Annotated in this window: 12 protein-coding genes; 3 read left to right on the top strand and 9 right to left on the bottom strand. The window is 57.7% G+C overall.

The annotated features are described in order from the left end of the window. Positions 1 to 43: 43 nt before the first annotated feature. Both alaS and recA read right to left on the bottom strand, forming a co-directional pair. On the bottom strand, positions 44 to 2701 hold the full coding sequence (alaS, locus tag Q3Y58_RS11415) for an alanine--tRNA ligase (RefSeq protein WP_319622303.1): 2658 nt from the start codon (positions 2699 to 2701) through the stop codon (positions 44 to 46). Between the two features lie 383 nt (positions 2702 to 3084). Further along, entirely contained in the window at positions 3085 to 4152 is a 1068-nt protein-coding gene (gene recA / locus Q3Y58_RS11410) for a recombinase RecA (RefSeq protein ID WP_319622302.1), read from the bottom strand. A gap of 262 nt (positions 4153 to 4414) precedes the next feature. Here recA and Q3Y58_RS11405 point away from each other — a divergent pair, with 262 nt between their 5' ends. The 3 genes from Q3Y58_RS11405 (at position 4415) to Q3Y58_RS11395 (ending at position 7021) form a co-directional block, all read left to right on the top strand. Further along, entirely contained in the window at positions 4415 to 5335 is a 921-nt protein-coding gene (locus Q3Y58_RS11405; protein ID WP_274218620.1) for a carbohydrate kinase family protein, read from the top strand. 33 nt (positions 5336 to 5368) lie between these two features. Further along, positions 5369 to 6295, top strand: a complete 927-nt coding sequence (locus tag Q3Y58_RS11400) for a pseudouridine-5'-phosphate glycosidase (protein WP_274218619.1) — start codon at positions 5369 to 5371, stop codon at positions 6293 to 6295. Positions 6296 to 6550: 255 nt separating this feature from the next. Beyond that, a complete protein-coding gene (locus Q3Y58_RS11395) occupies positions 6551 to 7021 on the top strand; it encodes a hypothetical protein (RefSeq protein ID WP_274218618.1) in 471 nt (156 codons plus the stop codon). An 87-nt stretch (positions 7022 to 7108) separates the two neighbouring features. Here the strand turns inward: Q3Y58_RS11395 and Q3Y58_RS11390 are convergent, their stop codons facing one another. The 7 genes from Q3Y58_RS11390 to flgC form a co-directional block, all read right to left on the bottom strand. Next, the gene (locus Q3Y58_RS11390) at positions 7109 to 7996 is read right to left on the bottom strand and encodes an ORF6N domain-containing protein (protein ID WP_319622301.1); all 888 of its coding nucleotides are present in this window, start codon (positions 7994 to 7996) and stop codon (positions 7109 to 7111) included. 65 nt (positions 7997 to 8061) lie between these two features. Continuing rightward, entirely contained in the window at positions 8062 to 10629 is a 2568-nt protein-coding gene (gene cckA, locus Q3Y58_RS11385; RefSeq protein WP_319622300.1) for a cell cycle histidine kinase CckA, read from the bottom strand. A gap of 94 nt (positions 10630 to 10723) precedes the next feature. Further along, positions 10724 to 11800 (bottom strand): flagellar biosynthesis protein FlhB, encoded by a 1077-nt coding sequence (flhB, locus tag Q3Y58_RS11380; RefSeq protein WP_274218615.1) that lies wholly within the window; start codon positions 11798 to 11800, stop codon positions 10724 to 10726. Between the two features lie 8 nt (positions 11801 to 11808). Continuing rightward, positions 11809 to 12582, bottom strand: coding sequence for a flagellar biosynthetic protein FliR (gene fliR, locus Q3Y58_RS11375; RefSeq protein WP_274218614.1), 774 nt, complete (start codon positions 12580 to 12582; stop codon positions 11809 to 11811). A 22-nt stretch (positions 12583 to 12604) separates the two neighbouring features. Then, positions 12605 to 12871 carry a flagellar biosynthesis protein FliQ gene (gene fliQ, locus Q3Y58_RS11370; RefSeq protein ID WP_274218613.1) on the bottom strand — a complete coding sequence of 89 codons (267 nt, stop codon included), beginning with the start codon at positions 12869 to 12871 and terminating at the stop codon, positions 12605 to 12607. A gap of 18 nt (positions 12872 to 12889) precedes the next feature. Continuing rightward, entirely contained in the window at positions 12890 to 13204 is a 315-nt protein-coding gene (locus Q3Y58_RS11365) for a flagellar hook-basal body complex protein FliE (RefSeq protein WP_274218612.1), read from the bottom strand. A gap of 33 nt (positions 13205 to 13237) precedes the next feature. Continuing rightward, entirely contained in the window at positions 13238 to 13648 is a 411-nt protein-coding gene (flgC, locus tag Q3Y58_RS11360) for a flagellar basal body rod protein FlgC (protein WP_274218611.1), read from the bottom strand. Between the last annotated feature and the right edge of the window lie 22 nt (positions 13649 to 13670).

The following is a 13670-nucleotide window of genomic DNA, read 5'->3' as shown; positions in this document are numbered from 1 at the left end:
GGGTGCGGCCCCTCCCTTCTCAACTGTCTAAGCGGTGGAGCCGCTATGCATTTTTCAATGCAGTCTCAATCGCTTCAACCGCAGCATCGGCCTTGGAGCCGTCTGGACCGCCAGCTTGAGCCATGTCCGGACGGCCACCGCCGCCACGTCCACCCAGAGCCTCGGAGCCAATGCGCACCAGATCCACAGCAGACAACTTGTCAGTGAGATCGCTGGTGACGCCCACAACGATTGCGGCCTTGCCGTCTTCAGCCACGTTGATGATGGTCACAACACCAGAGCCCAAAGAGGTCTTGCCCTCATCGGCCACGGACTTCAGGTCCTTAGGGTTCATGCCTTCCACAACGCGGGCCATCAATTTGAAGCTGCCCGCTTCACGCACACCGTTGTCGCCGCCAGCACCGCCACCCATGGCAAGCTTCTTCTTGGCTTCGGCCAGTTCGCGCTCCAGCTTCTTGCGCTCATCCAGCAACGCTTCAATGCGGGCCGGTACGTCGGCCGGGCTGGTTTTCAAAAGACCAGCGGACTGACGCATCAAGGCATCCTGCTGAGCAAGATACTTGCGTGCTTCCGTTCCTGTAAGCGCTTCAATACGGCGAACGCCCGCTGCCACGGCCCCTTCGGTGACTAAGGTCACAAGACCAATGTCACCGGTACGGGTGACGTGCGTACCACCGCACAGTTCCAAGGAGTAAGTCTTGCCAGCGTTGTCGCCTTCGGTTGCGAGCCCCATGGACACCACACGCACTTCGTCGCCGTACTTCTCACCGAACAGAGCCATGGCACCGGCCTCAATGGCCTCGTCCACTTCCATCAGGCGGGTTTCGACTGGCGTGTTCTGCAGAACGATCTCGTTGGCAAGGCGCTCGATGGTCACCAGTTCCTCATCCGCAACGGGCTTGGGATGGGAGAAGTCAAAACGCAGGCGTTCTGGCGTAACCAGAGAGCCCTTCTGGGCAACGTGATCGCCCAGAACTTCGCGCAGAGCTTCATGAACAAGGTGCGTTGCGGAGTGATTGGAGCGGATCGCCGTGCGGCGCGCTTGGTCAACTTCCAGCTCCAGTGCGTCGCCAGCCTTGACCGCACCTTCCGTCACTTCGACGTGGTGGATGAACAGGCCATCGGCTTTCTTCTGGGTGTCGGTAACTGTGGCCTTGAAGCCTTCGCCAATCATGACGCCAGTATCACCGACCTGACCACCAGACTCGCCGTAGAACGGGGTTTGGTTCAAGACGACAATGCCGGTTTCACCAGCCTTCAGGCTGGCAACCTCTTCCCCATCCTTGACGAACGCCGTGGCAACGCCTTCTGCCTTTTCGGTTTCATAGCCAAGGAACTCGGTCGCACCGAGCTTTTCCTTCAAGGTGAACCACACCGCGTCCGTGGCCGCTTCACCGGACCCGGACCACGCGGCGCGCGCTTCAGCACGCTGGCGTTCCATGGCCTGATCAAAGCCGTCGGTATCCACGGAGATGTTGCGGTTGCGCAGCGCATCCTGTGTCAGATCCAGCGGGAAGCCGTAGGTGTCATAGAGTTTGAAGGCGGTCTCGCCATCAAGCTGCTCGCCCTCAGCCAAGGAGGAGGTGGCGTCGTCCAGAAGGCCAAGGCCGCGCTCCAGAGTCTTGATGAAACGCTTTTCTTCCAACTGCAAGGTTTCGGTGATGAGGCTTTCGGCACGCACCAGCTCAGGATAGGCCTGCCCCATTTCGCGCACCAAGGTTGGCACCATCTTGAAGATGAGCGGATCGCGCGCTCCGAGCAGGTTTGCATGGCGCATGGCGCGGCGCATGATGCGGCGCAGAACATACCCGCGGCCTTCGTTTGAAGGCAACACACCATCCGCAATCAGGAATGCAGTGGAACGCAGGTGGTCAGCAATCACGCGGTGGCTGGCCTGACGCTCGCCCTCTGCCTGAACGCCGGTAAGGTTTTCAGAAGCGCCAATAAGCGCGCGGAACAGGTCGATGTCGTAGTTGTCGTGAACGCCTTGCAGAACAGCTGCAATACGCTCCAGACCCATGCCGGTGTCAATGGAGGGACGCGGCAGGTCGATGCGTTCTGAGGCCAGCTGTTCATACTGCATGAACACAAGGTTCCAGATCTCGATGAAACGATCGCCGTCTTCCTCAGGAGAACCTGGAGGGCCGCCCCAGATATGATCGCCATGATCATAGAAGATTTCGGAGCATGGGCCGCACGGACCGGTGTCACCCATGGCCCAGAAATTGTCTGAAGTGGCAATGCGGATGATCTTGTCCTCGGACAGACCGCCGATCTTCTTCCAAAGATCGAATGCCTCCTGATCTTCAGAGTAGACCGTAACCAGAAGGCGATCCTTCGGCAGGCCAAAATCCTTGGTGATCAATGTCCACGCATGCTCAATGGCCTGTTCCTTGAAGTAGTCCCCAAAGGAGAAGTTGCCGAGCATTTCAAAGAAGGTGTGATGGCGTGCGGTGTAGCCAACGTTGTCCAGATCATTATGCTTGCCGCCGGCGCGAACGCACTTCTGTGAGGACGTAGCGCGCACGTAGTCGCGCTTTTCAAGCCCCGTGAAAACGTTCTTGAACGGAACCATACCCGCATTCACAAACATGAGAGTTGGGTCGTTGCGCGGAACAAGCGGGCTCGACTGCACAACCTCATGGCCATTCTTTTTGAAGTAGTCGAGGAAAGCCGACCGAATTTCGTTCACACCACTCATGAATTAGATGTCCGTCTCTTCTCACAGCTGCGGAACCAAAACGCAGGCCCGCCCTTGAATTGCATTAGTAGGAGCCGCAGTTGCTGCAACAACTGCTTATGGCTTTGTTGCGGTTTTATCTACACACGGCGCAACTGTCCATGCAATAAGCCCTTTGCATCCGGTTCTCCCGCCAAGAAACAGCCGAAATTAAGCGGTTTTAGCAAGGCACCTGCCGCACCTGCACCGTTTGTCTAAGGGCTATTGCTGCATTTTGCCCGGACCGCCAGAAAGCCGCCGGGGATTCGCGAAAGCCACGACTTCAAAACAACAAAGCCGGCGACCTGCGGGCCACCGGCTTTGGGTAATACATGCATGAGTGGCGAAAAGCGCCGTTGGCAGACTTACTCGTCGTCGCCCTTGCCCATATCAGGATCGTCAATCGCTTCGGCAATAAGGCCGGCATTCTGACGGACCGCCAACTCGATCTCCTGAGCAACCTCAGGATTCTCCTTGAGGAAGGTCTTGGAGTTCTCTCGGCCCTGCCCCAGACGCTGGCTGTTGTAGGAGAACCATGCGCCGGACTTTTCGACGATGCCGCCCTTCACACCAAGGTCGAGAAGCTCACCGGTCTTGGAGATGCCCTCGCCATAAATGATGTCGAACTCAACCTGCTTGAATGGAGGGGCAAGCTTGTTCTTCACCACCTTTACGCGGGTCTGGTTGCCAACGATCTCATCGCGGTCCTTGATGGCGCCAATGCGACGAATATCCAAACGCACGGAGGCGTAGAACTTGAGCGCGTTACCGCCCGTCGTGGTTTCCGGGGAACCGAACATCACACCGATCTTCATGCGGATCTGGTTGATGAAGATCACCATGCAGTTGGAGCGGGAGATCGAGGCCGTCAGCTTGCGCAGCGCCTGACTCATCAAACGCGCCTGAAGGCCCGGCAGGCTGTCACCCATCTCGCCTTCAAGTTCCGCCTTCGGTGTCAACGCTGCAACGGAGTCGATCACAAGCACGTCGATCGCCCCGGAGCGCACCAAAGTATCTGCAATTTCAAGCGCTTGCTCGCCTGCATCTGGCTGAGAGATGAGAAGATCATCAATGTTTACGCCCAGCTTGCGGGCATAGATCGGGTCCAGCGCGTGCTCGGCATCCACGAAGGCGCAAATGCCGCCCTGCTTCTGGGCCTCGGCAACAGTGTGCAACGCAAGAGTGGTCTTACCTGAAGATTCCGGTCCGTAAACTTCAACAATACGGCCCTTGGGAAGGCCGCCAATGCCCAGTGCAATATCCAGGCTAAGGGAACCGGTAGAGACGGTCTGCACCTCAACTGCCTGGCCCTGCCCCATGCGCATAATGGAACCTTTACCGAAGGCCCGCTCAATTTGTGACAGCGCTGCATCGAGCGCCTTATTCTTATCCATCTGTGTGCCCTCGACAAGGCGGAGTGAAGTTTGTGACATGCGTACCCGTTCCTTATTTCATGACGGACCGACAGATTCAAAAGGTATGATTGGTGTACTCATTTTGTTCTCATTACGCAAGTCCTCATAACCCGCTGATCTCCAATGGAATATCAGGGATCCGTTCTTCAAGTGTTCTTCTTTGGATAACGCTGAGCAGGCAAAAAAGAAGCCTTTGGACATAGGAATCACACCAGTTGTCACGGCCTCTGGACACTGTTACGACCTTGATAATCAACATAATACGATGGTCACTAATACCATGTCCCAACCGACGAAGCTCGCAGTGATCGGCGCCATTCATGTGGACCGTATTGCTCATGCCGGACGCCCGATTCTCCCGGACACGTCCACTCCCGGAGAAATCTCTGGAAAACCCGGCGGAGTTGCTGCGAACATCGCACGCGCTCTCGCCCGGCTTGACTGCAACCCCGCTCTGATCGGCTGTGTGGGCAATGACCCCGACGGCCTGTGGGTGCGCAAACACCTGTCCGCCACCGGCATTGACGTGAGCACTGTAAAGGTGCTGGACGGCCAGCGCACAGGGTCCTACCTCGCGCTGCACCAGCCGGATGGAAGCCTTCATGCCGCCATTTCCGACAGCGAGATCACGCAGCTGATCCCAAAGCCGGTCGCGGGAAGCCTGACCCCAGCCCTTGAACAGGCAGGCATCTGGCTGGCCGAGACCAACATGGAAACCGAAATGCTGGAGGCAATTGCCGCCGCTAAGGGCGACCGCATTCTGGCGGTCGATACGGTCTCCAGTGCCAAGGCAACCCGGCTTCTGCCCATCCTCGACAAGCTCGACATCCTGTTCACCAACAGGCTTGAGGCGTCGTCCCTTCTGGGCATGGACGCGGATGCTCCGGCCGTGGACATGGCGCAAGCCCTGACGGCCAAAGGGTGCAAGACCATTGCCATTACAGATGGCAGCCGCCCGCTGATCTTGTCCGTGGACGGCAAGGAACGCGTGATTACTCCCCTCCCAGCAGAGCCCAAAGACGTGACTGGAGCCGGTGATGCCTTCATCGCGGGTTTCTTGAGCGCCTACAGTCAGGGCCTTGCTGCCGAACAAGCGGCCTACAGTGGTCTGGCTGCTTCCGCCATCACAGTCGAAGCCACAGGGGCCGCGCCGGACAGCCTGAGCCTCTCAGCCATCGCACAACGTCTTCAAAGTCACTGAGCCGAACAGCTCCTATAAAAAGGTAATGAGGAAATGACCAAGAACACAAAGATCCAGATTCATCACAGCGATGAAGTGGCACAGGCGCTGGCTGAGGGAAAGCCGGTTGTTGCTCTGGAATCAACGATCATCACGCACGGCATGCCTTACCCGCAAAACATTGAAACAGCACGCGAAGTTGAAGCGATCATCCGCGAAAACGGCGCTGTTCCAGCCACCATCGCGGTCCTCAAGGGCGAGCTGCATGTTGGTCTTTCCGACGAGAAGCTGGAAGAGCTGGCAAACGCAAAGGATGTGATGAAAGCTTCCCGCGCTGACCTGTGCACCGGCATTGCCATGGGCCGCAACGCTTCCACCACCGTTGCAGCAACCATGATGGCCGCCCACGCAGCGGGCATTCGCGTGTTCGCAACCGGCGGCGTTGGCGGCGTTCACTTCGGCGCGGAAACAAACTTCGACATCTCCGCAGACCTTGAAGAACTGGCACGCACGCCTGTACTGGTGGTCTCAGCCTTTGCAAAGGCTCTGCTCGACCTGCCAAAGACCCTTGAAGTGCTGGAAACCAAAGGCGTGGCCGTGATCGGTTACGGCTGTGACAAGATGCCAGCATTCTGGTCCTCCACCAGCGATCTGGACACCCCTTACCGCCTCGACACCCCGGAAGACATCGCCAAGGTTCTTCTTACCCGCGAAGCGTTCGGCACCCACGGTGGTGAACTGGTCGCCAACCCTGTTCCGGTTGAAGACGAGATCCCAGCTGAAGAGATCAACAAGTTCATCAAGCTGGCTCTGGCAGACGCTGAAAAGCAGGGCATCAAGGGCAAGGCAGTGACGCCGTTCATGCTGCAGCACCTGTTTGAACAGACCGACGGCCGCAGCTTGGCAACCAACATCGCGCTGGTGAAGAACAACGCGCGTCTGGCTTCCAAGATCGCAGTTGAATACGCAGCAAAGGCATAACGCCTCATGCATTCCGGTCACAGCGGCGCGCGCTGCTGTGACCCTTCCCTCCGCACCCGCGCTGGACCTTCCCTTCCCCTGAAGGCTCTCCTAAGAATTTGACCCCGGTATTGCCGATGGGTATATGATCGGGACATGAGAGCGTTTCCGCAGATTCCACAGCGGCTTCTGACGGAGATGATTCCGACACATTTCAGCATGATGCTCTGGTGTTGCTCTGAACCCTTTGCACCAGAAACCTACGGGACCAACACAATGCGGATCGTTGCTTTAGTTGCGCTTACGCTGGCGCTTGCGGCTTGTCAGTCAGGCGCCCCACGAGGCAGCAACCAGCCAATTCTTCGTGCCGAGCCCGGCACCCAATCCGTTGCCGTAAAGGCATCACCGGAGCAGGTTCGCCAGACCCTGAAGACCAGCGCTGCTCAGAAAGGCACACTGGTGGTGCAGGATGACCCGAACATGGTGATCATTGAAAACGTGATGCGTCAGGCCAATCCGGTTCTGGACCAGGAGTTCGGACCATCTGACAACGGCGATCGCGTAATCCGCGTGCGCGTGCGTTTCTCCGGCAGCCAGTGCAACACACTTGTGGTGCAGGATGTGGCGCTGCTGAACAACGCCCACACTGGACTGGAGCAATCCTACAAGCTGCCGGGTGACAACAACACCATGCAGAGCCTGATCGGCCTGAAACAGAACGCGGAAGCCACCTCACAGTGCATCTAGGCACTCAGCTTCCATGAAGAAACAAAAACACCCGCCAAGGTTCGACCTTCGCGGGTGTTTTCGTATCTGGTGCGGAACAAGGCCAACTCAGCCCTTTGGCTTTTCCAGTATCTTCTCTGTGGCATCGGTGAGCGCGAGCGCGCTGTAGTCGCCGACCATCTGCACGACCGCATTGGGTTCCAGCTTGTCGTGAAGGTCCATGAGATCCTTGATGATGGCGATCTTCTGCTTCATGTTCTCAAGCGCCTGACTTTCACGCGACAGCGCAGCACCACTCAGATGCGCGGCGCGCCGTTCCCGCAAGTCCTGAACCTTTTCCAACAGCAGAAGTGTCTCCGCCTCGATCTTGTCGTTGCTGACGCGCTTGGACTTGAGCCACTCGTGATAGTGTTTGCGAATGCCATCTGCCACCTGACCCAATTCATCCTTCACGGTGATCTTGTTCTGGCTGTCCACCTTGGTTTCCAGAAGGTCATTGATTGCAGAAAACAACTGGGTGCGGATCTTCTCGACCCGCTCTTGAAGCTCGGAACTGGGCTTAAGACGTGATGGCTTGGAAATTTCCAACTGGTCCTTGCCCGCATAGACCTGCCGCAGGACCTCGGTGAAGACATCGATGAAAACGTCTGCCGCTTCAATGGCCTTTGGACTGTCCATGATGGTGGAGAGGCGAATGGCCCCTTTCTGACTGACAACCCACGGCAAGGCGCGGCTGCCGCCCCGACCCGGTTTTGAGATCACCCCCAGTGATCTCAAGGCTTCCAGCTCCTCCGGCGAGACCTCAAAGGCATAGGCCTCCGGGAATTTCTCAAGATTATTCTTGATGTTCTGAGTGATCTGCCGAGTTTCAACCTCGAACACCCGCGCCACATGTGCCGCGAGCATCACATGCTGACCGCGCAGCTTGAACACCCGCGGTCCGTCAAGAAGCTCTTCGTCCAACTCCGGGGTTTCCTGAGTAATTTCCGTGCTCATGCATTCCCCCCTCGTTTGAGATCATTCCCAGTGATGTCAAAACACCCTGCCCTGAACGGCAGGGCTCAGCTACGCTCAGATGGCCCGTTCTCCAACACGTCCTTCACGGTGGTTGCCAACTGCTTCAAGGTAAACGGCTTTGGCAGGAAGGTGAATTTCTCATCTGCCGGCAAGTTCTTCTCGAAGGCATCTTCAGCGTAGCCGGATACAAAGATGATCTTCAGATCCGGTCGGGTCTTGCGCAGCTCAATAAGCAGCGACGGCCCGTCCATTTCCGGCATCACCACGTCGGAAACCACCAGATCAACCGACCCTTCGGTCTCTTCCATGACCTCAAGCGCTTCGGTACCAGAGCCTGCCTCATAGACCTCATAGCCACGGGACGACAGCGCACGCGCCGCAAAGGCACGAACGGCTTCCTCGTCCTCCACCAGCAAAATGGTGGCAGAGCCGGTAAGATCGGCAACGGCCTGCTTTTCTTCCTTGACCACTTCCTGAACCGGCTTTTCCTCCGGCACATGGCGCGGCAAGAAGATCCGGAATGTTGTGCCCGCATCCACCTCACTGGTGGCAAACACAAAGCCGCCGGTCTGCTTGACGATGCCGTAGACGGTGGAAAGCCCCAGACCAGTGCCCTTGCCCACTTCCTTGGTGGAGAAGAACGGCTCGAAAATCTTGCCCAGCACCTCGTTGGACATGCCGTGGCCGTTGTCTTCCACCTCAATGAGCACGTACTCCGCAGGCGGCATGCCGCGGGTGTTCTCATAGGTGGTTGAGGTCGGTTCATCCACGTTGCGGGTGCGGATGGTCACCTCACCGCCACCCGGCATGGCGTCACGGGCGTTCACGACCAGATTGACAATCACCTGTTCCAGTTGGTTCACATCCGCCATCACCGGCCAAAGATCGCGGCCATGAACCACGTGCAGCTCGATTTTCTCGCCCACAAGGCGGTCCAGCAAGATGGTGAGGTCGGCCAGTACGTCCGTCAGCGCCAACTCCTTCGGACGCAGGGTCTGACGACGGGAGAACGCGAGCAACTGGCGCACAAGCCCTGCGGCACGGTTGGCGTTCTGCTTGATGTTCATGATGTCCTGGAACGCTGGGTCCGTTGGACGGTGGCTGGCCAGCAGCAAATCGGAGAAGCCGATGATGGCGGTCAGAACGTTGTTGAAGTCGTGCGCGACACCACCTGCAAGCTGACCAATGGCCTGCATCTTCTGGCTCTGAGCGAACTGGGCTTCAAGGGCGCGCTGCTGTGTCGTTTCAAGCACGTAGACAACGGCCGCCTCGTCCTCAGCCTGACTGTCAAGAACAGCGGAGACGTAGAAGGTCGCCGAGCGCCCCGCCTCTGCCCCTTCAGACAGAGCAACGTCCACCGGCGCGATTTCGCCTTGACCCTGCGCCGCTTTTTTCAAGGCCTCTTCCAGATCGGCCCGGCCCGCTTCCTCGACAAAGTCTGTCAGGCGCGCCTCGCTCTTCAGCCCATCTTCTTGCCCGAACAGGCGAACGAAAGGCGCGTTGGTGCGCTGAATGCGGCCATTCTTTTCAACGGAGGCAATGGCAACCGGGGTGTTGTTGAAAAAGCGCGAGAAACGCACCTCGGCTGCGCGAAGAGCTTCTGCGTTTTCTTCGCCCGGCGAGCGGTTGAGTACAAGCGTGCGACTGTCGCCGGCCTGCCCATCCGCGCCAAACGGCACCCGGTGCACGAGGCGAACGGGAAGCCCCTTGCCGTTGCGCGTTACCAGATCGATGTCGTAGGTCTCGGTCTTGACCTCGCCTTCCTGCCCGCTGATAGCCCGAACGAGTGCTGCACCATCGCCGCGAACAATATCGGAAAGCGTCAGACCGCCAGCCACAAACTGGGTCAGGTCATACCCCAGCCAGTCGGCCAGCGTGGCGTTGAGATACACAATACGGCCTGCGGAATCACAGGACAGGAAGCCGGAGGGAGCGTGATCAAGGAAGTTGATGACACGCTGTAACTCCTGAAACGATGTCTCCTGCTCTTTTCGGTCGCGGGAGATGTCGGCGATCTGCCATACGGTGAGGCCTGCAGTCGCCTGACCCGCCTTGTCGTGGTAGTTCAGCGGCCGCACACTGATGCGATACCACCGCGAGCCGCCATCCACGCGCCCAATGGCGGCAGGCAGGCGCACCTCTTCTTGAGCACGGCGGTGATTGCGCACAGCCTTGGAAAGGCGGAAAATCGCATCGGCGGCTTCCGGATCGGCTGAAAACACCCGCTCAACCGTGCGCACATCCCCAGGACTTACAGCCCCGGTCAGATCCGCGTAGGCCTTGTTGGCATAGACGATACGGCCGGTCTGATCGACCAGAACCGCCCCCTCTTCGAGAGAATCCAGAAAGGCTTCTGCCAGCGGGTTGCCATCCCGCCGGGAAGCAAAGCGCAACAGGCCAATGGCACTGGCAAACAAAGAGAAAACGCCGACGACCGCAAGAATGCCCAAGAGCCCGAGAATGTAAGGCTCGGCCTGCTCGCGGCTCATCACGGCGATCACGGCTGTTGCGGCAGCAAGACCTAGCGCCAGCAACATAAGCAATCCGATGTTTCCTCCACCACCACTGCGGTCAATGACAGGTTCCGGTGGCCGAGTATCGGTCTCTTTCATCAAAATCTCTCCACGGGCAGCCCCAATTAAGCCCGGATTCGCACTCCGTCTGAGGATTCAACGCAATGCACCAAGTTTCAAGCACGTCCCAGAGTTACGAGCGCCAATTTTTCTTCTCACGCAGCTGCATCACATAACCGATAACCTTTGCAACCGCTGCGTAATGCTCCTCCGGTATCATATCATTAATCTCCATCGTGGCATGCAGCGCACGCGCCAGAGGGGGATTCTCTACGATCGGAACACTACTTTCTTCTGCCAGTTCACGAATACGAAGCGCCAGTGCATCCACGCCCTTAGCCACACATTTCGGCGCTTGCATCTCGTCGTCATAGAAAAGTGCAACCGCGTAGTGGGTCGGGTTGGTCACCACAACCGTCGCCTTGGGCACTTCCGCCATCATGCGTTGCTGAGATCGCTGCGCACGCAACTGGCGGATCTTCGCCTTGATCTGCGGATCACCCTCGGATTGCTTGTACTCCTCCTTGACCTCGCGTTGGGTCATCTTCTGCTTGTTGAACCATTTTTGTCGCTGCCAAGCGAAGTCCAGCCCTGCCACCACCGTCATCAGAGCAAGGATTGCACCCACCAGCTGGAGCGACAAGTCCCTGCTTTCCTGAAGAATGTGCCCTGCACCGCGAAAAATGGCGGTTTCCAGCTGATCCTTCTGCGGCCAGACAATGAAATAGATCAGAGTCGAAACCACGGCGATCTTCATCAGCCCCTTGGCAAAGTTCATGAGACTGTCCTTGGAGAACAGACGCTTGGCCCCTGCCAGAGGTGACACCTTGTTGAGCTTGGGCTGGATGGATTCGGCTGTGAACACCGGTTTGTGCTGGACCACGTTGCCCACCACAGCCAGCACCATCATCACCAAGAGCGGCAGCGCCAGCACCACAAGAATGTGGGGGCCTGTGTCTTGAAGCAAGAACAACAGTCCACCGCCATCAACCGGAATGCTGTCAGCGTGCTCGAAAAAGCCCTTGAGGATATCCGCAATTCCGGCGGCAGTTGGCTGGGCAAAGAACGCCACCACCATGGCTGTGCCCAACAAGGCGAACCAGCCGTTGACTTCTTGCGATTTGGGAACGTCCCCCTTCTCATGCGCTTCGGTCAAGCGTTTTTGGGAGGGGTCCTCGGTCTTCTCGGAGTCATCCGTTTCGTCAGCCATTCATGCTCCTACTGGATTATGAACGGCTGGAAGGCCGTTTCGACTTGCGTCAGATACCAGCCCATCATGGTGGCCAGCACGCCAAGCATCAAGAAAAGGCCAAGCATGATGTTCACCGGCATGGCGATGAAGAAGATCTGCAGCTGAGGCATGAGTTTGTTGAGCAAGCCCATGCCGAAGTAGAACGTAAGCCCCAGCACCATGAATGGCGCGCTGAGGCGCACCGCAATGGAAAACATCTGCGAGACCAACGCCACACCATTGGCTGAGGCATCCCCAACAGGAATGAACGTGCCCGGCGGAAACAGCGTGAAGGAATCATGCATGGCGGCAATGGCCAGATAATGCAGATTGGTGGCAAAGATCAGCACCGTGCCCAGAATGGACAGAAAGTTTCCAATGACAGCGCCCTGCATGCCCGAGGCTGTCAGATCGCCGCCAAGGGCAAAGGCCAGACCCATCTGGTTGGCAATCATCGCGCCCGCCGTCTGCAGTGCGAACGTGACAATGCGCACCGACGCGCCAACGAACAACCCAATAATGATCTCACTGATGAGCATGACCATCAGCGTGGGAAAAGAAGACAGGACCGTATCAGGATAAAGCGGCTGGCCAATGGGGGCCAGAATGTAGGTCAGTGCCAGCGCCAACCCCAGCCGCGACTGCATGGGCAAGGATGCTTCCCCAAGCGCAGGCATGAGCATGAGCATGCTGCCAAGGCGCGCGAACACGAGCAGAAACGTCACCACGTAGCTGGTAATGAAGCCCAGTTCTACAGTCATTGGCGACGCCCCTCCTTACGCGCTAGCCGCCATTCACAATCATCTCGACGATCTGATTGGTAAAGCTGGCCATGGTGGCGGCCATGAACGGCAAGGCCACCAACAGCGCGACAAAAATGGAGAGGATCTTCGGTACGAAAACCAGTGTGGCTTCCTGAATTTGGGTGAGCGCCTGGAACAGGGCCACGACAACACCCACCCCCAGACCGACCAGCATCACGGGAGCGCTCACAAGAATGAGCGTCCAGATGCCATCCTTGGCAATATCAAGAACTTCAGGGCCGGTCATTGAGCCTTACCTTAGCAACTAGATCGGCATCCGCATGATGGACTCATATGCGGAGATCACGCGATCACGAACGGAAACCATGGTTTCAAGAGCCAGTTCGGTTTCTGCAACCGCGGTCACCACATCCACCACATTGGCCTTGCCTTCTAGCAGATTGAGGGACTGCGTTTCAGTTACCTGACCGGTTTCTCGTACTTCTTCCACGGCTGTTTTGACGAGCTGGGAAAAGTCCTGAGAGCTGGCACCGCCCGCCACTTCCTGTGGGTTCCCACCACTTTGGGTGAGCTTTGCCATGTTGGCATAGGCGTTCGCTGCAAGGGTTGGGTTAGCCATTGGGTGTCACCAATCTGTTCAAAGCTTCAAGAATTAACCGCGGAGGATGTCGATGGTTCGCTGCAACATGGTTCGGGTGGACCGCACCACGTTGAGGTTGGCCTCGTAAGAGCGCTGCGCTTCGCGCATATCGACGCTTTCAACCAGCGTATTCACGTTGGGCAACTTCACATAGCCATTGACGTCAGCCGCCGGATGGCTCGGTTCAAAGCGGGTTTCGAAGTCCGACTTGTCTTCCTGAACCTTGCCAAGCTCCACCACCTTCACGCCCATCTCGCGGTCGAGCTTGGCTTGAAACGTCGGGATCTTGCGCCGGTACGGATCACCCTCGGGCGTACGCGCCGTGGAGTCTGCGTTCGCCACGTTTTCCGCGATGATCCGCATGCGCCCGGTCTGAGCTTTCAAGCCCGACGCCGCAATGAACATTGACTTCAGAAAATCCACGATTTGCCCTTTTCTCGCGCCA

Origin of the sequence: Nesiotobacter zosterae (genome assembly GCF_033843645.1) — a bacterium.
GTDB lineage: Bacteria > Pseudomonadota > Alphaproteobacteria > Rhizobiales > Stappiaceae > Pseudovibrio > Pseudovibrio zosterae.
This window is presented reverse-complemented; position numbering and strand designations above follow the sequence as displayed.